At 66.6% G+C, this 17,985-nt stretch carries 17 protein-coding genes; 13 read left to right on the forward strand and 4 right to left on the reverse strand.

Going from position 1 to position 17,985, the window contains the following annotated elements:
- Position 1: 1 nt before the first annotated feature.
- From xerC to B5X78_RS10915, 5 genes are all read left to right on the forward strand, one after another.
- Positions 2-925 carry a tyrosine recombinase XerC gene (gene xerC, locus B5X78_RS10895; RefSeq protein ID WP_176140845.1) on the forward strand — a complete coding sequence of 308 codons (924 nt, stop codon included), beginning with the start codon at positions 2-4 and terminating at the stop codon, positions 923-925.
- A gap of 47 nt (positions 926-972) precedes the next feature.
- Positions 973-1,524 (forward strand): ATP-dependent protease subunit HslV, encoded by a 552-nt coding sequence (gene hslV, locus B5X78_RS10900; RefSeq protein ID WP_079724570.1) that lies wholly within the window; start codon positions 973-975, stop codon positions 1,522-1,524.
- A gap of 56 nt (positions 1,525-1,580) precedes the next feature.
- Entirely contained in the window at positions 1,581-2,945 is a 1,365-nt protein-coding gene (gene hslU / locus B5X78_RS10905; RefSeq protein ID WP_079724571.1) for an ATP-dependent protease ATPase subunit HslU, read from the forward strand.
- A gap of 137 nt (positions 2,946-3,082) precedes the next feature.
- Positions 3,083-3,430: a PadR family transcriptional regulator gene (locus B5X78_RS10910; protein ID WP_079724572.1), complete on the forward strand. Its 348-nt coding sequence runs from the start codon at positions 3,083-3,085 to the stop codon at positions 3,428-3,430.
- The gene (locus tag B5X78_RS10915) at positions 3,427-4,335 is read left to right on the forward strand and encodes a hypothetical protein (protein WP_079724573.1); all 909 of its coding nucleotides are present in this window, start codon (positions 3,427-3,429) and stop codon (positions 4,333-4,335) included. The genes B5X78_RS10910 and B5X78_RS10915 overlap by 4 nt, the downstream gene beginning before the upstream one ends.
- A 74-nt stretch (positions 4,336-4,409) precedes the next feature.
- On the opposite strand, the gene B5X78_RS10920 is transcribed toward B5X78_RS10915, so the two are convergent.
- Positions 4,410-4,859 (reverse strand): nucleoside deaminase, encoded by a 450-nt coding sequence (locus B5X78_RS10920; protein WP_079724574.1) that lies wholly within the window; start codon positions 4,857-4,859, stop codon positions 4,410-4,412.
- A gap of 140 nt (positions 4,860-4,999) precedes the next feature.
- Between B5X78_RS10920 and B5X78_RS10925 the strand changes: the two genes are divergently transcribed.
- Entirely contained in the window at positions 5,000-6,601 is a 1,602-nt protein-coding gene (locus B5X78_RS10925) for a metallopeptidase domain-containing protein (RefSeq protein WP_079724575.1), read from the forward strand.
- A 13-nt stretch (positions 6,602-6,614) separates the two neighbouring features.
- Here the strand turns inward: B5X78_RS10925 and B5X78_RS10930 are convergent, their stop codons facing one another.
- A complete protein-coding gene (locus tag B5X78_RS10930) occupies positions 6,615-7,709 on the reverse strand; it encodes an HlyD family secretion protein (RefSeq protein ID WP_079724576.1) in 1,095 nt (364 codons plus the stop codon).
- Positions 7,706-9,364: an MFS transporter gene (locus B5X78_RS10935; RefSeq protein ID WP_229730706.1), complete on the reverse strand. Its 1,659-nt coding sequence runs from the start codon at positions 9,362-9,364 to the stop codon at positions 7,706-7,708. The genes B5X78_RS10930 and B5X78_RS10935 overlap by 4 nt, the downstream gene beginning before the upstream one ends.
- A gap of 101 nt (positions 9,365-9,465) precedes the next feature.
- Between B5X78_RS10935 and ubiE the strand changes: the two genes are divergently transcribed.
- From ubiE to B5X78_RS10955, 4 genes are all read left to right on the forward strand, one after another.
- A complete protein-coding gene (gene ubiE / locus B5X78_RS10940; protein WP_079724578.1) occupies positions 9,466-10,227 on the forward strand; it encodes a bifunctional demethylmenaquinone methyltransferase/2-methoxy-6-polyprenyl-1,4-benzoquinol methylase UbiE in 762 nt (253 codons plus the stop codon).
- A gap of 73 nt (positions 10,228-10,300) precedes the next feature.
- The gene (locus B5X78_RS10945) at positions 10,301-12,232 is read left to right on the forward strand and encodes a M1 family metallopeptidase (protein ID WP_079724579.1); all 1,932 of its coding nucleotides are present in this window, start codon (positions 10,301-10,303) and stop codon (positions 12,230-12,232) included.
- A gap of 3 nt (positions 12,233-12,235) precedes the next feature.
- Positions 12,236-13,213, forward strand: a complete 978-nt coding sequence (locus tag B5X78_RS10950; protein WP_079724580.1) for an alpha/beta fold hydrolase — start codon at positions 12,236-12,238, stop codon at positions 13,211-13,213.
- The gene (locus B5X78_RS10955) at positions 13,210-13,953 is read left to right on the forward strand and encodes a hypothetical protein (RefSeq protein WP_079724581.1); all 744 of its coding nucleotides are present in this window, start codon (positions 13,210-13,212) and stop codon (positions 13,951-13,953) included. The genes B5X78_RS10950 and B5X78_RS10955 overlap by 4 nt, the downstream gene beginning before the upstream one ends.
- Positions 13,954-13,992: 39 nt before the next feature.
- Here the strand turns inward: B5X78_RS10955 and B5X78_RS10960 are convergent, their stop codons facing one another.
- Positions 13,993-14,925: a carbohydrate kinase family protein gene (locus B5X78_RS10960; RefSeq protein WP_079724582.1), complete on the reverse strand. Its 933-nt coding sequence runs from the start codon at positions 14,923-14,925 to the stop codon at positions 13,993-13,995.
- A gap of 306 nt (positions 14,926-15,231) precedes the next feature.
- Here B5X78_RS10960 and B5X78_RS10965 point away from each other — a divergent pair, with 306 nt between their 5' ends.
- From B5X78_RS10965 to mreD, 3 genes are all read left to right on the forward strand, one after another.
- Positions 15,232-16,278: a rod shape-determining protein gene (locus tag B5X78_RS10965; RefSeq protein ID WP_079724583.1), complete on the forward strand. Its 1,047-nt coding sequence runs from the start codon at positions 15,232-15,234 to the stop codon at positions 16,276-16,278.
- A 146-nt stretch (positions 16,279-16,424) separates the two neighbouring features.
- Positions 16,425-17,504: a rod shape-determining protein MreC gene (mreC, locus tag B5X78_RS10970; RefSeq protein WP_079724584.1), complete on the forward strand. Its 1,080-nt coding sequence runs from the start codon at positions 16,425-16,427 to the stop codon at positions 17,502-17,504.
- Positions 17,501-17,980: a rod shape-determining protein MreD gene (gene mreD / locus B5X78_RS10975; RefSeq protein WP_079724585.1), complete on the forward strand. Its 480-nt coding sequence runs from the start codon at positions 17,501-17,503 to the stop codon at positions 17,978-17,980. The genes mreC and mreD overlap by 4 nt, the downstream gene beginning before the upstream one ends.
- The last annotated feature ends 5 nt before the right edge of the window (positions 17,981-17,985 follow it).

Consider the following 17,985-nt stretch of genomic DNA (forward strand, 5'->3'; position numbering starts at 1 on the left):
CGTGAGCGACAGCCAACCCAGTGCGGCGGCCCGCGCCTGTATCGATGGATTCCTGGCCCATCTGCAGGTGGAGCGCCGCATGTCCGCGCACACCCTGGATGCCTACCGGCGCGACCTGATCGCACTGGCCGAGTGGGCGGCCCGGCAGGCGCTGGACGACCTCACCGCCGTACCGGCCGATGCCTTGCGCAGCTTTGTCGCCGCCGAGCATCGGCGCGGCCTGTCACCCAAGAGCCTGCAGCGGCGCTTGTCGGCCTGCCGCAGTTTCTATCAGTGGCTGCTCAAGCACGGACGCGTGATCGCCAACCCGGCCGCGGGCCTCAAGGCACCCAAGGCTGCGCGCAAGTTGCCGCAGGTGCTGGACGCCGACGAAGCCGTGCGGCTGGTGGAAGTGCCCACCGATGTGCCGTTGGGCCTGCGCGATCGCGCCCTGCTGGAACTGTTCTATTCCTCCGGCCTGCGCCTGAGCGAATTGTGCGGCCTGCGCTGGGGCGATCTGGATCTGCTCGATGGCTATGTCACCGTGCTGGGCAAGGGCAGCAAGCAGCGCAAGGTGCCGGTGGGATCGCATGCGCGCAATGCGCTGGCGGCATGGCGGGCGGAGCAGGGCGGCGACAACGCGGCGCAGGTGTTTCCCGGCCGTGGCGGCGCGCCGATTTCGCAGCGCGCCGTGCAGATCCGGCTCAAGCAACTGGCGCAGCGACAAGGCCTGTTCAAGCATGTGCATCCGCATATGCTGCGCCACAGCTTCGCCAGTCACATCCTCGAATCCTCCGGCGATCTGCGCGGCGTGCAGGAGTTGCTCGGCCACGCCGACATCGCCACCACCCAGATCTACACGCATCTGGATTTCCAGCACCTGGCCAAGGTGTACGACGCCGCGCATCCGCGCGCCAAACGCAAACCCCCCAAAAGTCCTGCTTGATCCCCCCGGGGCCGTCCCCACCTCAGGGAGAACACCCCGGAGGCCCCATGGACCCCAGCCAGAATCCCAACGTTTTCCACGCCACCACCATCATTTCGGTGCGCCGCAACGGTCATGTCGCGGTCGCCGGCGATGGCCAGGTGACGCTGGGCCACACCGTCATGAAAGGCAACGCGCGCAAGGTGCGCCGGCTCGGCCGCGATGGCCAGGTGCTGGCCGGTTTTGCCGGCGCCGCCGCCGATGCGTTCACCTTGTTCGAACTGTTTGAAGCCAAGCTGGAAAAGCACGGCCAGTTGCAGCGCGCCGCCGTTGAACTGGCCAAGGATTGGCGCACCGAACGCCGCCTGGGCAAGCTCGAGGCGCTGTTGGCCGTGGCCGACAAGGAGACCTCGCTGATCATCAGCGGTACCGGTGACGTGATCGAACCGGAAGACGGCATCATCGCCATCGGCTCCGGCGGTTCCTACGCATTGAGCGCCGCCCGCGCGCTGCTCGCGCATACCGAACTGGACGCAAAGTCCATCGCGGTGGAAGCGTTGAACATCGCCGGCGACATCTGCATCTACACCAACCGCAACGTCGTGGTCGAAGAGCTGTAAGCCGTCCCGGCTCGCCTTCGTCCTGCCCCCGCATTCACTACCTCCCCCTTGCCCCCATGAATGACACGAACTCTTCCCTGATGACTCCGCGCGAAATCGTGCAGGAGCTGGATCGCCACATCGTCGGCCAGCACAGCGCCAAGCGCGCCGTCGCCATCGCCCTGCGCAATCGCTGGCGGCGTATGCAGTTGCCCGAGTCGCTGCGCAATGAAGTGATGCCCAAGAACATCCTGCTGATCGGCCCCACCGGTGTCGGCAAGACCGAGATCGCACGTCGCCTGGCGACCCTGGCCAACGCGCCGTTCGTGAAGGTCGAGGCGACCCGCTTCACCGAAGTGGGCTACGTCGGCAAGGACGTGGAGCAGATCGTCCGCGATCTGGCCGACACCGCGGTCAAGATGTACCGCGAACAGGCCAAGGTGCGCGTGCGCACGCAGGCCGAGGAGCGCGCCGAGGATCGCCTGCTCGACGCCCTGCTGCCGCGTCGCAGCGCCGGCATCGGCTTTGATCCGGAAGCCGCCCGCCACGAACCTTCGGCGCAGGACAACGAGACCCGGCTCAAATTCCGCAAGATGCTGCGCAACGGCGAACTCGATGATCGCGAAATCGAAGTGGAGTTGTCGGCCAACGTGGGCGTGGACATCATGACCCCGCCCGGCATGGAAGAGATGGGCCAGCAGTTGCGCCAGATGTTCTCCAACCTCGGCGGCGGCAAGACCCACAAGCGCATGGTCACGATCAAGTCGGCGCGTCCGCAGCTGATCGAAGAAGAAGCCGCCAAGCTGGTCAACGAGGACGATATCCGCTCGGCCGCCATCGAAGCCTGTGAGCAGAACGGCATCGTCTTCATCGATGAAATCGACAAGGTGGCCAAGCGCGGCGACAACATCGGCGGCGGCGACGTCAGCCGCGAAGGCGTGCAGCGCGACTTGCTGCCGCTGGTGGAAGGTTCCAACGTCAGCACCAAGTACGGTACGGTCAAGACCGACCACATCCTGTTCATTGCCTCGGGTGCGTTCCACCTGGCCAAGCCCAGCGATCTGATTCCGGAACTGCAGGGCCGCTTTCCGATCCGGGTGGAGTTGTCGGCACTGTCCAAGGACGATTTCATCCGCATCCTGACCGAACCCAAGGCCGCGCTGAGCAAGCAGTACGTGGAGTTGATGAAGACCGAAGGCGTGAGCCTGAGCTTCAGCGATGACGCCATCGATCGCCTCGCCGAGATTGCCGCGCAGGTCAACGAGCGGCAGGAGAACATCGGCGCCCGCCGTTTGCACACGGTGCTGGAGCGCTTGCTGGATTCGTTGAGCTACGAGGCGCCGGATCGTGATGGCCAGACGGTGGCCATCGATCGCGCCTACGTCGATTCGCACCTGGGTGAACTGGTCCAGGATCCGGATCTGAGCCGCTACATCCTGTAAGTGCGCCCATGAATCCCTTCTCCCGCCGGGAGAAGGGCTTATCACCTGCACCCTCCCGAACCGACCAACGGTCGCCTTTGGCTATTGCCATACTGTGCGACACAAAGTAATGTGCGCCAAACGTTACGGGGTGGCACATGGTTGAGCTCAAGGAAAACCCGGGGGCCAAGCTGGAACTGGAGCTGCGTCGCGGCGTGCTGGTGCTGGCGGTGCTGTCCCAGCTGCGCGACTTCCAGTACGGCTACTCGCTGCGCCAGGCGCTGGCCCTGCGCGGCATGCCGATCGAAGAGGGCACGCTCTACCCGTTGCTGCGCCGGCTCGAAAGCCAGGGCCTGCTGGCCTCGGAGTGGCGCATCGAGGAAGGCCCGCCGCGCCGTTATTACCGTCTCAACGACGCCGGTGAGGCGTTGCTCATCGAACTGACTGCGTTCTGGAACGCCCAGGTGGCGACCATGAGCGGTCTTCTTGCGGAGAAAGGTGCATGAACACGAATGCCGTGATCGAATCCTACGTGGCCGATGTGGTGCGACGCCTGCCGGCGCGCGACCGCGCGGAGATCAGCCTGGAGTTGCGCGGTCTGCTGGGTGAAATGCTGGAAGGACGCGCCAGCGAGGCCGGCCGTGCGGCCGATGACGCGATGGTGTTGCAGCTGTTGCGCGAGTTCGGCGCACCTACCGACGTGGCCGCACGCTATCGCGCGCCGGGTACGGTGATCATTCCGGCCGAGCAGACGCGCTCGTTCGTGCTCGTCGCGGTGATCGGCGTGGCGCTGCAATGGGCGCTGACCTTGTCGGACGTCTTCAACGGCGGCTCCTTCGCCGCGTGGTACCTGACCAACGGCCTGGGCGCGTTGTGGTGGCCGGGCTTCATGCTGATCATCGCGATGATCGGCGCGGGCCTGCGCCGCCTCGGCTGGTTCCAGCGATCCTGGCAGCCGCGCATCGTCGATCCCGATCGCGTCAATCGCGGCCTGCTCGGCTTCGGCCTGTTCTGGTACGCCTTTGGCGTGAGCATGATGGTGGCGCTGCCCTGGATCGTCGATCAGCTGCCCGGCCCGGTGGCGCGTGCGCTGGCCATTGATCCGCAGTTCCTGCGCCATCGCGCTTGGCCGGTGCTGGTGCTGTGGCTGGGCGGCTTCGTGGTGTCGCTGCAGGTACTGCGCGCGGGCCGCTGGTCGGTGAACCTGCGACGGCTGGAAATGGCGTTCACCGCCGGCTTCATCGCGTTGATGGGTTGGTGGATCGCCGATGGCCCGATCATGCAGTCCGCCGCCGCGGACAAGACCGCCAAGGCCTGCCTGGCGCTGGTGATCGTGTTGCTGCTGGTGGACATCGCCGCCAAGCTGCATCGCCAGCGCGCGCATCTGAAGGCGCCGCGCATCGTCGGCTGATCACGCCGCGCCAGCATGCTCGTGTACATCGTCGGCACTACGCCTCACCAGCATGTCCAATTCCATCGTCGAGGCTACGCCTCGCCGATGTCCTCATCCCACACCGCGGGATTGGCGCGGATGTAGTCGCCCAGCAGCTGGATGCATTCGCCGTCGTGCAGGTCAATCACCTGCACGCCGGCCTCGCGCAGCCAGTCGATGCCGCCCTGGAAGTTCACCGACTCGCCGACCACCACGGTGCCGATGTTGAACTGCCGTACCAGCCCGCTGCAGTACCAGCATGGCGCCAGCGTGGTCACCATGATCGTGTCCTGGTAGCGGCGTTGCCGGCCGGCCTTGCGGAACGCGTCGGTCTCGCCATGCACCGAGGGATCGTTTTCCTGCACGCGGCGATTGTGGCCGCAGCCGAGCAGGCGACCGTCCTGGTGATACAACGCCGCGCCAATCGGGATGCCGCCTTCGGCCAGGCCCTGGCGCGCCTCGGCCACGGCGGTGGCCAGCAGGGCGCGGTAATCGATGCTCATGAAATTCTCCGCCACAGGGCGCATCATCCTGCCACGGCCGGACGGGGACGCACGGGGCGGGCCACCCATGAACTGGGTGGCGGGTCACGGCGGGCACCGCCCGGATCGGCCAAGATCGCGCCACGAGACGGGGATGTCAGATGCAGAACAGGAGCAAGCGCGCCGGCGGCGTGTTGCGCTGGGCGTACTGCGCGCTGCTGGTCGCGCTGGCCAGCGGGTCAGCGCAGGCGCAATCCAGCCCGGACATTGAACAGGGTCGGCTGTCCCTGCACTGGGGTGATCCGGCGCCCGTGGCGCGTGGCCGGGCGCAAATGGCGCCACGCCTGCGTGCCCAGTTGACCACCGACGATGGTCGTCGCATTCCGATGGAAGCCGGGCTGGCCCGGCGCGCCGCCGCGGATCTGCCGGCGCTGGCCAATCGCCGGGTGGCGGTGTCGTTCAAACGCCTGCCGGTGGCCGGACAACGCCGCCTGCAGCGCGTGCCCGAGGTCATCGTGCCGATCGATGCGGCCACCCTCACCACCCCGCGCAGTGGTTCCGCCGGCCAGGTGATGGCGGCGGCGTCCGTGCTGGGCACGACGCGCTGGGTCACGCTGATGTGTCGGTTCTCCGACATCGCCAGCGAGCAGAAGGACAAGACGTTCTTCAACAACCAGTACGGTGCGGCGGTGGGCCAGCTCGGCCACTACTGGAGCGAGGTGTCGTACGGCAAGATCAACCTCACCGGCAGTTCCGCCGAAGGCTGGTTCGCGCTGCCGAATCCCCGCGCCACCTATGTCACCACCGGCACCGATGGCGAGGACGACGCGGACCTGGATCGCCTGTTCCAGGATTGCGTGGCCGCGGCCGACCCCACCGTCAACTTCAACGGCGTGCAGGGCATCAACATGATGTTCAACGGCGAGCTGGATGGTTTCGCCTGGGGTGGTGGATCCTGCGCCACCTTCGAGGGCGCGCGCCGCTGCACCAGCGTTACCTGGAATCCGCCGTGGTCTTTCAGCAACCTCGCTCCGCTGGCCCATGAGATGGGCCATGGCTACGGCCTGCCGCATTCGGACAACTCCGACGGCGACGACGACACCTATGACAATCCGTGGGACGTGATGAGCGACGGTTGGTACAACGCCACCACCAGCGCCACCTACGGCACGCTGCCCAAGCATATTGCGATGATCCAGCGGGATCGATTGGGCTGGGTGGCTGCCGCGCGCAAGCTGGAACTCAGCTACGGCGCAGGCGGCAGCCGGCAGGTCGAACTGCAGTTCGCCTCGCTGGCCGGCGCCACCGGCGTGCAGATGATCGTGCTGCCGCTGCAGGCCCAGCCGGATCCCGCGCAGACCGTGCGTTACACGCTGGAAGCGCGTCGCCCCATCGGCACTTACGAAGGCAATCTGGCCGGCACCGCGGTGATCATCCACCGCCTGTTCGACGGCACCGCCTACAGCCAGGACACCAGCGTGCCGCCCGGTGATCGCGCCAACAACGAAGGCTCGATGTTCAAGGTCGGCGAAAGCTGGAGTGCGCCTGGCGGCGCCTACCTGCTGCGGGTGGACGCGGCCACCGCCAACGGTTTCCTGCTCACGCTGACCTCGGCGCAGCTGGGCCAGGTGACCGGCGGCAACCTGCCGGCGCGCCGGCTTTCGGCAACGGCGACCCGCGCGGCGTCCGCGCCAGCCTCAACCAGCGACTATCGACGCGCTCCGGCCACACGGCGCCCGCCGATCCGCGCACGCCTGCGCTGATGCGTGTACGCGTTCAGCGCGCGACGTCGGTATCCACGCTGACCACCACCGACATGCCCGGCCGCAAGCGCGCGGCCGCGGCCTGCCCGGGATCGATGGAAATCTTGACCGGGATACGCTGGGCAATCTTCACGTAATTGCCGGTGGCATTGTCCGGCGGCAACACGCTGAACTCCGATCCGGTGGCCGGTGAGATTTCCAGCACGCGGCCATGCAGGCGTTCGCCACCCAGCGCATCCACGCTGAAGCGCACCGGCTGGCCGATGCGTACCGCCGGCATCTGGGTTTCCTTGAAATTGGCCATCACCCACAAGACATCCGGCACCAGCGCCATCAGCTGGGTGCCGTTGGTGACGTAGGCGCCCTGGCGCACGCTGACCTGGCCGAGCTGGCCATCGCGCGGCGCCAGGATGCGCGTGTTGTCGAAATTGATCTGCGCCAGCCGCACCGCGGCCTGCGCTTCGGCCACCGATGCTTCCAGCACGGCATGGTTGACGCCAACGCTGCGCACGCTCTGCTGCGCCAGTTGCAGGCTTGCCCGTGCCTGCTGCAGATCGGCTTCGGCCTGCGCATTGGCGGCGAAGGCGGTATCGCGATCCTGATCCGAAATCAGGTGCTCGCGCGCCAACTGATCCGCACGGCGCAAGGCCGAACCGGTGCGTTGCTTCTGCGCGCCGCTGCTGGCGATGGACGCCTGGCTCTGCACGATCCCCAGCTTGGCGCTGTTCTGCTGTTGCGCCCAGTTGTCCAGGTTGGCCTGCGCGCTCTGCAGTTGCGCCTGCGCCTGATCCAGCTGCTGGCGATAGATGCGGTCATCGATGCTGGCCAGCAGCTGCCCGCGTTTGACGTGCTGGAAATCCTGCACCGGCACCGCCGTGACATAGCCGCTGACCTGCGGACTGATCAGCGTGACCTGGCCACGCACCGTCGCGTTCTCGGTGGTCTGGATGGCGCTGGTGAACGGTGGCAGCTGCCAGGCGTACAGCACGATGCCCACGCCCAGCAACGCCAGCGCCACGAGGCCGAGCAGCCCGAGCCAGCGCCGTTGCCGGCGGCTGCGCTCGCGGGCGCGTTCTTCAGCGTGTGCGGCGGAGAGGTTGGCATTCATTCGGTACTGGCCTGGGCGACGACGGGAGAAGGAGAAGGCGGTGCGGCCGGTGAGCTGAAGCGACGCCAGAGTACGTCGGCGTAGATCCAGACCAGGGTGAAGATGGCCAGCCAGCCGACCATCCAGAAGACATCGTTGTAGGCCAGCACGTTGGCTTCACGGGTCACCGCATTGCCGATCGCGCGCAGTCCCTGGGTATTGCGCAAGGCCGCATCGCCCACGGTGTGTGCATAGGCGCCGCTGCCGGCCTGCATGCGCGCCAGCACCTGCGGATCGAGCAGGCTGACGTTTTCCGCCAACTGGCTGGCGTGGAATTTCTCGCGCACGATCTGGAAACTGCCCAGCAGCGCCGAGCCGAACAGGCCGCCCATGTTCTGCGCCATGCCGAACAGCACCACGAAGCTGATCAGGTTGCCCGGCTGCGACAGGATCGAGCCGATGCCGGTGACCATCGCCGGGCCGATGAAAAACGTGCTGCCGAACGAGAGCAGGAACTGGCTCAGGTACATCTGCTCGGGCCGGGTCAGGTTGTTCGAATGCGCATCCATGAACGCGCCGGTGGCGATGAAGGCCACCGCGATCATCAGGTGCTGGCCGGTGTGTTGCGGGCGGATGGTCAGCGCGCTCACCGCGACGCCGCAGAAACTGCCCAGCAACACCCACAGATACAGGCCGTGCAGCTCGTCATTGTTCAAGCCCAGGTTCTGGAAGAACGCCACCGCGCCCACGCTCTGCTCGGACAGCACGATCCGGATCAGCAGCACCGACAGGCCCAATCGCACCATCAAACCGCTGGCCAACCAGCGGGTATTGATCAGCGGGTTGCGACGATAATGTTCGATCGCCACCGCGCTGATCAGCAGCACGATCGAGCAGGCCAGGGTCACGCCCAGCCACGGCGATTGCGTCCACCACAGATAGCGACCCAACGACAGCACCGCGGCCAGCCCGGCCGAACCCGAGGCGAACAAGGTGAAAGTGACGAAGTCGAGTTTCTCGAAGACCTTGTAGCGATCGCTGGGCGGCAGCTTCAGCACCAGCACGCAGGCCAGCGCCAGGATCGCCAGGCCCAGTTCGAACAGATACAGGCCGCGCCACTCGCCGAACTGCAGCAGTTCGGTGGAGAAGATCCGCGCCAGCGGCAGCGCCAACTGGCTTACCCCCAGGCCGATCACCACCGCCCGCAACCGGTGCTGGGTGGGGAAGGCCTGGATCATGTAGTACAGACCGAGCGTGCTCAGCGCCGCACCGACCAGGCCATGCGCGGCGCGCACGGCAATGGCGGAGCCCAGATCGTTGACGAACAGATGCGCGAACGCGATCAACGCGTACAGCACCAGGAAGATTTCGGTGAACGAGCGCAGCCCGAACTGCTGGCGGAAGCGCACCAGCAGCAGGTTGGCCGAGACATTGGTCATCACGTAGGCCGCAGGCAGCCAGGCCATTTCCCAGGCGTAGGCGCCCAGCGTGCCCTGCAGGTTGAGCAGGTTGGCGGTGACCAGCGCATTGCTCAGGCCGCCGGTGATCGCCACCACCACGCCGACGATGGCGAACTGGATGCGACGACCGGTGGGATGCAGTGGCGTGGATGGCGACCCCGGGAAGGTGGGGCGCTCGTGCGGCAGCCAGTCACGGGGGGCGTAGCGGCTGCTCACGGGCGGGTCGGCATCCTCTGGAAGACGAATGGCGTTGGCACGGGCCATTGTCCCACGCGACCCCGGAGCGCGGCGTCGACGTCAGTGCGATAATCCATCCCATGAGCGAATCCCCCTACGACCGCGGCACCACCCACTTCGGCTTCCGTGACGTTGCCGCCAAGGACAAGCAGAAGCTGGTCGGCGAAGTCTTCACTTCGGTGGCCGGCAGCTATGACCTGATGAACGACCTGATGAGCCTGGGCATCCATCGGGTCTGGAAGCGCTATTTCGTCGGCACCTGCCAGGTCAAGCGCGGCGACCGCGTGCTGGATCTGGCCGGCGGCACCGGCGACATCGCCGCCCTGCTCAAGGAGCGGGTGGGCGAGGCCGGCAGCATCGTGCTGGGCGACATCAATGCCGGCATGCTTTCGGTGGGCCGGGATCGCATGACCAACCGCGGCCTGGTCAACGGGCTGGAGTACGTGCAGTGCAATGCCGAGGCGCTGCCGTTCCCGGATGCCAGCTTCGACCTGGTCACCATTGCCTTTGGCCTGCGCAACGTCACCGACAAGGACGCCGCCCTGCGCGAGATGTACCGCGTGCTCAAGGTCGGCGGGCAGGCGCGCGTGCTGGAATTCTCGGAAGTGCAGCCGGACTGGTTCAAGCCGATCTACGACTTCCACTCCTTCAAGGTGCTGCCGCGCCTGGGCCAGCTGTTCGCCCGCGACGCCGCCAGCTACCAGTACCTGGCCGAGAGCATCCGCAAGCATCCGCCGCAGGCGCAGCTGCGCTCGATGATGGATGAAGCGGGGTTTGCCCGGACCAGCTTCAAGAATCTCAGCGCCGGCATCGTCGCCGTCCACACCGGCTACAAGGTCTAGGCCCCCGGTCACTGCATCCTGCCGGCCACTGCCGGTAAACTGCGCGCATCCCTGTATTCCGGAAGATTCGCCGATGCGTGCCGTACTCCTGACCCTGGCCTGCGCCACCGCCCTCACGGCCGGCTGCTCGCGCGAAAGCGCCCCGGCCCCCGCCGCGCCTGCCGCCCATCCCGCCGCCGCTGCGGCCAAGCCCAGCCGCAGCCACGATGAGAGCTCGTACGCCGAGCCGGACAAGGTGGTCATCAAGGACCTGGCGCTGGACCTGGCGGTGGACTTCGATCAGAAGATCCTCAGCGGCACGGCCACCTACGCGCTGGAGTGGAAAGACAAGGCCGCCAAGCAGCTGCTGCTGGACACCCGCGATCTGGCGGTGGAGAAAGTCGAAGGCCAGGCCGCCTCGGGCGCTTGGGCGCCGCTGAAGTTCGAACTGGCCAGCGCCGACAAGGTCTTTGGCAGCAAGTTGAGCATTGAGGCGCCGGAGCAGAACAAGCTCGTTCGCATCACCTACAAGACCTCGCCCAATGCTTCCGGCCTGCAATGGCTGGATCCGGCGATGACCGAGGGCAAGCAACTGCCCTTCATGTTCAGCCAGTCGCAGGCGATCCACGCGCGCAGCTGGGTGCCGCTGCAGGACACGCCGAGCGTGCGCTTCACCTACAGCGCGCACGTGACCTCGCGCCCGGACGTGATGGTGCTGATGAGCGCCGACAATGATCCGGCCGCACCGCGCGATGGCGACTACAGCTTCAAGATGCCGCAGCCGATTCCGTCCTACCTGCTGGCCATTGCCGCCGGTGATCTGAACTTCAAGTCGATCGGCGATCGCAGCGGCGTGTGGGCCGAGCCGGCCATGGTCGATCGCGCGGCCAAGGAATTCGAAGACACCGAAAAGATGATCGACGTGGCCGAAGCGCTGTACGGCCCGTATCGCTGGGGCCGTTACGACATGCTGGTGCTGCCGCCGTCGTTCCCGTTCGGCGGCATGGAGAATCCGCGCCTGACCTTCGCCACCCCCACCGTGATCACCGGCGACAAGTCGCTGGTTTCGCTGATCGCGCATGAGCTGGCGCACAGCTGGTCGGGCAACCTGGTGACCAACGCCAGCTGGAAGGACATCTGGTTGAACGAAGGCTTCACCACCTACGTGCAGGACCGCATCACCGAGTCCCTGTACGGCAAGGAGATGGCGGAAATGGAGCGCCAGATCGACCAGACCGAACTGCTGGCCGAAGTGAAGGACATGGCGCCGGCCGACCAGGCGCTGGCGCTGCCGCCGCTCAACAACCGCGACCCGGACGAATCCTTGAGCCAGGTGGCCTACGTCAAGGGCGCGTGGTTCCTGAAGTTCCTGGAAGAGCGCTTCGGCCGCGAGACCTTCGATCCCTTCCTGCGCAGCTGGTTCGATGATCACGCCTTCCAGAGCGCGACCACCGATCAGTTTGTCGCCTACATGAAGAAGAACCTGCTGCCCAAGGCGCCCAACGCGGTGACCGAGGCCGAGCTCGATGCCTGGCTCAACGAACCGGGCATTCCCAAGTTCGCCATGAAGGCGCAGTCGCGTGGCTTCTCCAACACCGACACCGCCCGCATCGCCTGGCTGGGCAGCGGCCAGTTGCCGAACGCGCAGGTGACCAATGAGTGGGTGACCCAGCAGTGGGTCAACTTCATCGGCGGCATGGGCGAGAAGCTCAGCGTCGAGCAGCTGGCGCAGTTGGACAAGGCCTATCACTTCACCGGCACCCCCAATGGCGAAATCGCCATGCGCTGGTATCCGCTGACCGTGCGTAGCGGCTATCTCGAAGCACGCCCGGAGATTGCCAAGTTCATCGAGCGCGTCGGCCGTCGCAAGTTGATCATGCCGATCTACGCCGAGCTGGTGAAAACCCCGGATGGCCTGGCCTTCGCCGAAGAAAGCTTCGCCCGCGCCAAGCCGGGTTACCACCCGATCACCACGGCGTCGGTGGAAGCCCTGCTGGCCCGCGCCAAGGCCGGGCAGACCCCGTAAGCCATGGCGGTTCGCCTGACGGGTGTGAAGACGGTCGCCGTGTTGGCGGCCGTTTTCGTTTGCGCGCTGGGGCTGTGGCTGTGGCGCGATCCGATGGGCCTGATCAACGCCGAGTTCGCGCGCCAGCGCTGGATGGCCGGGCTGGAAGCGCACGACATCACCGTGGCCGGGCATCGCATCGCCTATGTGGAGCGGCAGGCGCGGGAGCCGGGCGCCGCCACCGTGGTGATGGTGCATGGCTTCACCGGCAGCAAGGAAAACTGGTATCCGGTGGCCGCGCGCCTGATCGGCCACTACCGGGTAATTGCGCTGGATCTGCCGGGCTGGGGCCAGAGCCAGCGCCTGCCGGGGCAGGATTACGGCTTTGACGCACAGAACCGGCGGCTGCAGGCGTTTCTGCAGGCGATCCGGCAGCCGGGCAGTCCCATCGTGCTGGTGGGTCATTCGATGGGCGGCGGCATTGTCGCCCTGACGTCGGCGGACCAGCCGGCGCTGGTGGCGCGCGTGGGCCTGATCGATGCAGCCGGCGTGCGCTTCCACGACAACGTCTTTGGCGAGGCGGTGTTGGCAGGCAAGAACCCGTTCGCGGTCAGCGACCCCGCGTCCTTGCAGCGCTATCTGGACACGGTGTTTTTCGATCGCGGCAAGCAGCCGTGGATCCCGTGGCCGGCCAGGAACGCGCTGATCGATTTCCGTCGCCGGCAGGCGCCGTTCGAGCAGGCGGTGCTGGATCGCATCGGCCGCAGCCAGGAACGCTTCCTGCCGGGTGAAGCCGCCGCCCATATCGACCAGCCGGCTTTGCTGCTCTGGTGCGACCAGGATCGGGTGATCGATCCCAGCGCGCTGGACCTTTACGGCGCGCGCATGCCGCAAGCGCTTAAAGTGCGTCTTTCCCGATGCGGCCACATGTCGATCATGGAACGACCCGACGACGTGGCGGCCGCCATCGATACCCTGATTCGCCGTGGAGTGGCCCGATGATCCGTTCTTCCCTGTTTGCGCGCCCGCTGATCCTGTCCGTCCTGCTGGCCGGCGTGGTGTCCCTGACCGCCTGTGGCGACCGTGAAGCCGAGCAGCGCGCGGCCGCGCAGGCGCAGGCCGCCGCCAACGAAACCGCCGCCGATGCGCTGGCCAGCAAGTACGACGCGGCCAAGGCCGGCAATGACTGGGACATGGCGCGCATCCACGGCGTGGCCCTGCTGGATCAGTACCCGGAGACCCGCGCGGCCGTGCGCATCAAGCCGGAGCTGGAGGACATCAAGGCCAAGGCCGAAGGCGCGCGCGATCTGCGCCGGCTGCAGGCCCTGTGGGATTACGCGCAGGTCGCCGCCGATGGCGGCACCCAGCGCAGCGCCGCGATCATGGCCAAGGCGCCCGTCGACGTGGACGGCAGCGGTGCCAAGCCGGTGCAGCTGGTGTTCCGCGATCACCCCAAGTGGAAGCGCAGTGGCTACCTGGTGCTGCAGGCCGGTGACTTCCGCTGCGCCGGCGGCTGCAAGGTGCAGGTCAGCGCCGATGGCGGCGCGGCCAGGGCGATGGACGCCTGGCGCCCGGATACGGACGAGGCGATCGCCATGTTCATCACCGATCAGAAGGCGCTGTGGAAACTGGCCGGCGCCAGCAAGACGATCGAGATCGAATTCCCGGTCAAGGCCGGCGGCACCCGCAAAGCGCTGTTCGAGACCGCGGGCCTGGACAGCAAGCAAATGCCGGGTTGGTGACGCTGACGGGAGCGCCCAGCCGCCGCTCCCGCCTGTGGCTTACAGCGAGTAGCCGAACTGCTGCTTGAACTGTTCGTTGAACTCGTCGAAGTCAAAGCGCTGGTTCTGCGTGCCCGGATGCTCGACCTTCAGCGCGCCCATCAGGTTGCCCATGCGGCCGATGGTGATCCAGTCGTAGCCCTTCTCGATGCCGAAGATCAGGCCGGCGCGGAAAGCGTCGCCGCAGCCGGTGGGGTCGGTCACGCGGCGCTCGTGCGCCGGCGGGATTTCCAGGGTCTTGTCCGGGGTGTGGATGTGCGAACCATGCGGGCCGCGGGTGGTGATGTAAGCCTTGACCCGCTTGACGATGTCGTTCTCGCTCCAGCCAGTGCGTTCCTGCAGCAGGTTGGACTCGTAGTCGTTGACCGTCACGTAGTCGGCCAGCTCGATGAAGTGGCGCAGCTCTTCGCCGTTGAACAGCGGCATGGCCTGGCCCGGGTCGAAAATGAACGGGATGCCGAGCTCGGCGAACTCCGCCGCGTTCTGGATCATGCCTTCGCGGCCATCCGGGCTGACGATGCCGAAGCTCGCGCCCGGCACGTCCTTCACATGGTTCTCGTAGCTGCGCATCATCGCGCCGGGGTGGAAGGCGGTGATCTGGTTGTTGTCGTGATCGGTGGTGATGAAGGCCTGCGGGGTGAACAGCTCGTCGATCACCTTGACCTGGCTCAGGTTGATCGCCTGCTCCTGGAACCACTCGCGGTACGGGCCGAAGTCCTGGCCCACCGTGGCCATCGGGATCGGGTCGCCGCCCAGCAGCTTGAGGTTGTAGGCGATGTTGCCGGCGCAGCCGCCGAACTCGCGGCGCATGCGCGGCACCAGGAACGACACGTTCAGGATGTGCACCTTGTCCGGCAGGATGTGGTTCTTGAACTGGTCCGGAAACACCATGATGGTGTCGTAGGCGAGGGAACCACAAATCAGTGCGGACATCGGCAGGCTCGAAATAGGGGCTGGGGCCCCGGTTGGGACCGTCTGGTGACACTGTCTGACTACGTGCTGTGCGCCCGGCTCCGGACGCGCCGCTGCGAAGGTTACCGGCTGCGGCGCGGCCGGGCCAGTCCGGCGCACTCGCCACGGCCTGCCGGTGGTGTGCGCAAATGCGCAGAATTCCCGCATTTCACGAGATTTTTCCTTGCCGGCCACCGGGTGGATTGTTAGGCTAGCCGACTTGTTTTTTTGCCCAAAAAATCGCCAGCCCCGCGCGATTTTCCGCCTCCAGCAGGACACACCCCTCCGATGTTCAAAAAGCTCCGCGGCATGTTCTCCAATGACCTGTCCATCGATCTGGGCACGGCCAACACCCTCATCTACGTACGCGGGCAGGGCATCGTGCTGAACGAACCTTCGGTGGTGGCGGTCCGCCAGGACCGGGCCATTGGCGGCTCGCGCTCGGTCGCCGCGGTCGGCGCGGAGGCCAAGCAGATGCTCGGCCGCACCCCCGGCCACATCACCACCATCCGGCCGATGAAGGACGGCGTGATCGCCGACTTCACCTACACCGAGGCGATGCTCAAGTACTTCATCAAGAAGGTGCACAAGTCGCGCGTGCTGCGTCCGAGCCCGCGCGTGCTGGTCTGCGTGCCGGCCGGCTCCACCCAGGTGGAGCGCCGCGCGATCAAGGAATCGGCCGAGGAAGCCGGCGCCCGCGACGTCTACCTGATCGAAGAACCCATGGCCGCGGCCATCGGCGCCGGCATGCCGGTGACCGAGGCACGTGGCTCGATGGTCATCGACATCGGCGGCGGCACCACCGAAGTGGCGGTGATCTCGCTCAACGGCATCGTCTACTCGCAGTCGGTGCGCATCGGCGGCGACCGCTTCGACGAGTCCATCACCAACTACGTGCGCCGCAACCACGGCATGCTGATTGGCGAAGCCACCGCCGAGCGCATCAAGCTGGAAATCGGCTGCGCCTACCCGCAGCCGGAAGTGCAGGAGATGGAAATCTCCGGCCGCAACCTGGCCGAGGGCGTGCCCAAGGTCATCAAGATCAACTCCAACGAAGTGCTCGAAGCCCTGCACGAGCCGCTCTCGGGCATCGTCAGCGCGGTCAAGCTGGCGCTGGAACAGACCCCGCCGGAACTGTGCGCCGACGTCGCCGAACGCGGCATCGTGCTCACCGGTGGCGGCGCGCTGCTGCGCGATCTGGATCGCCTGATCTCCGAGGAAACCGGCCTGCATGTGCAGGTGGCCGATGACCCGCTCACCTGCGTGGCGCGGGGCGGTGGCCGTGCGCTGGAGCTGGTGGACATGCACGGCAACGAGTTCTTCGCGCCGGAGTGAGGCACGCAACGGGGGACAGCGAACGGGGAATGACGCATTCTGGCGTCGCAAGTCGGCTGTCCTCCGCGTTGTTTGGTTGTAACGTTCCGCATCGGGCCGCGTTTGCCGGCCCGCCTCTTCGTCCCCGCCACTGACCAAGATCCGCCGTGCCTTCCTACGCCGGTCCTCCCGTTGCTACCCGTCCCGGCGAAGTCGTCAGCACCCTGCGACTGCTGGGCTACCTGGCGCTGGCGATCGCCTTGATCGTGCTCGATCACCGCGGCGGCTGGCTGGCCCAGGCGCGCGCGCAGGCCGACGTGGTGACCCAACCGATCTGGTGGCTGGCCGGTTTGCCCGGACGCCTGGGTACACGGGTGAAGGACGATGCGGTTTCGCGCACGCGGCTGATGGACGAAAACCGCCAGCTGCGCAACGAACTGCTGGTGGCCAACGCACGCCTGACCCGCCTGAGCACCGCCGCCGCCGACAACGTGCAGCTGCGCGCCCTGCTGGGCGTGGCCGAGACGCGTGGCCTGGACGTGCAGCTGGCGCCCATCCTGGACATCGATCTGGACCCCAGCCGGCAACGCCTGGTGCTGGACGCCGGCAGTGGCGACGGCGTGCGCATGGGCCAGCCGGTGATCGATGCCGGTGGCCTGATGGGCCAGATCATCCGCGTCACCCCGACCCATTCCACCGTGTTGTTGCTGACCGATCCCGATCACGCCGTGCCGGTGGTGATCGCGCGCAGCGGGGTGCGGCTGATTGCCTATGGCCGCGGTCGCAGCGATCAGCTGGAGCTGGCCGACATCCCGCTCAACAGCGAGGTCAAGGTGGGCGATGTGCTGGTCACCTCCGGTCTGGGCGGGCGTTTCCCCGCCGGCTTTCCGGTCGGCACGGTCACCGCGCTGCGGCCGGATGACAGCCACGCCTTCCTGATTGGCAACCTGCGCCCCGCTGCGCAGCTGGATCGCGGCCGCGATGTGCTGCTGCTTAAGTCGGCACCGCCGTTGCGCATGCCGGTTATCTTGCCGGGAAGCGAAGGCGCGCAGGCAGCAGGCGCTGGCACCGTAACGCCGGCTGTGCAGCCGGCCGCCAGTGCCTCAAGCAACCAGCCGGTTACCCAGCCAAGTACGCAGCCAAGTAGGCAGCCAACGACGCAGCCAAGTAGGCAGCCAACGACGCAGCCTGATGCAGCGTCGCAGCCGCCTGCGTCGCATCCTCCCGCGCAGGAGCCGAGCCGATGAGCCGGATGCGTACGGGCTGGATTTTGCCGGTCAGTTTGTTGCTTGCGTTGCTGCTGGGGCTGATGCCGTTGCCGGAATTCCTGCAGCCGCTGCGGCCGTTCTGGCTGGCGCTGGTGATGGCCTATTGGGTGATCGAAACGCCGGAGCACGCCGGCCTGGGCTTCGCAATGATCATCGGCGTGCTGGCCGATCTGATGTTTGGCAGCGTGCTCGGCGAGCACGCGCTGCGGCTGGTGATCATGGCCTTCATCCTGCAGCGCTTCCGTCTGCGCCTGCGCTTTTTTCCGGTCTCGCAACAGGCACTGGCCATCGGTGGCCTGCTGCTCAACGACTTGATCGTCGACAGCGCGATCCGCTGGATGCTGGGCATGCATGGTTTGCCGCTGGCCACCTGGTGGTCGCCGCTGCTGGGCATGCTGCTGTGGCCGTTGCTGTACGTGCTGATGGACATGCTGCGGCAGTCGCGGCGTGGTTGAGCAGG

The organism is Pseudoxanthomonas indica (genome assembly GCF_900167565.1).
Lineage (GTDB): Bacteria > Pseudomonadota > Gammaproteobacteria > Xanthomonadales > Xanthomonadaceae > Pseudoxanthomonas_A > Pseudoxanthomonas_A indica.

What these genes read in the sequence shown, in the direction of transcription:
- hslV (WP_079724570.1), top strand. Translation starts at nt 973, where the DNA reads ATGGACCCCAGCCAGAATCCCAACGTTTTCCACGCCACCACCATCATT.
- hslU (WP_079724571.1), top strand. Translation starts at nt 1,581, where the DNA reads ATGAATGACACGAACTCTTCCCTGATGACTCCGCGCGAAATCGTGCAG.
- B5X78_RS10910 (WP_079724572.1), top strand. Translation starts at nt 3,083, where the DNA reads ATGGTTGAGCTCAAGGAAAACCCGGGGGCCAAGCTGGAACTGGAGCTG.
- B5X78_RS10915 (WP_079724573.1), top strand. Translation starts at nt 3,427, where the DNA reads ATGAACACGAATGCCGTGATCGAATCCTACGTGGCCGATGTGGTGCGA.
- B5X78_RS10920 (WP_079724574.1), bottom strand. Translation starts at nt 4,859, where the DNA reads ATGAGCATCGATTACCGCGCCCTGCTGGCCACCGCCGTGGCCGAGGCG.
- B5X78_RS10925 (WP_079724575.1), top strand. Translation starts at nt 5,000, where the DNA reads ATGCAGAACAGGAGCAAGCGCGCCGGCGGCGTGTTGCGCTGGGCGTAC.
- B5X78_RS10930 (WP_079724576.1), bottom strand. Translation starts at nt 7,709, where the DNA reads ATGAATGCCAACCTCTCCGCCGCACACGCTGAAGAACGCGCCCGCGAG.
- ubiE (WP_079724578.1), top strand. Translation starts at nt 9,466, where the DNA reads ATGAGCGAATCCCCCTACGACCGCGGCACCACCCACTTCGGCTTCCGT.
- B5X78_RS10945 (WP_079724579.1), top strand. Translation starts at nt 10,301, where the DNA reads ATGCGTGCCGTACTCCTGACCCTGGCCTGCGCCACCGCCCTCACGGCC.
- B5X78_RS10950 (WP_079724580.1), top strand. Translation starts at nt 12,236, where the DNA reads ATGGCGGTTCGCCTGACGGGTGTGAAGACGGTCGCCGTGTTGGCGGCC.
- B5X78_RS10955 (WP_079724581.1), top strand. Translation starts at nt 13,210, where the DNA reads ATGATCCGTTCTTCCCTGTTTGCGCGCCCGCTGATCCTGTCCGTCCTG.
- B5X78_RS10960 (WP_079724582.1), bottom strand. Translation starts at nt 14,925, where the DNA reads ATGTCCGCACTGATTTGTGGTTCCCTCGCCTACGACACCATCATGGTG.
- B5X78_RS10965 (WP_079724583.1), top strand. Translation starts at nt 15,232, where the DNA reads ATGTTCAAAAAGCTCCGCGGCATGTTCTCCAATGACCTGTCCATCGAT.
- mreD (WP_079724585.1), top strand. Translation starts at nt 17,501, where the DNA reads ATGAGCCGGATGCGTACGGGCTGGATTTTGCCGGTCAGTTTGTTGCTT.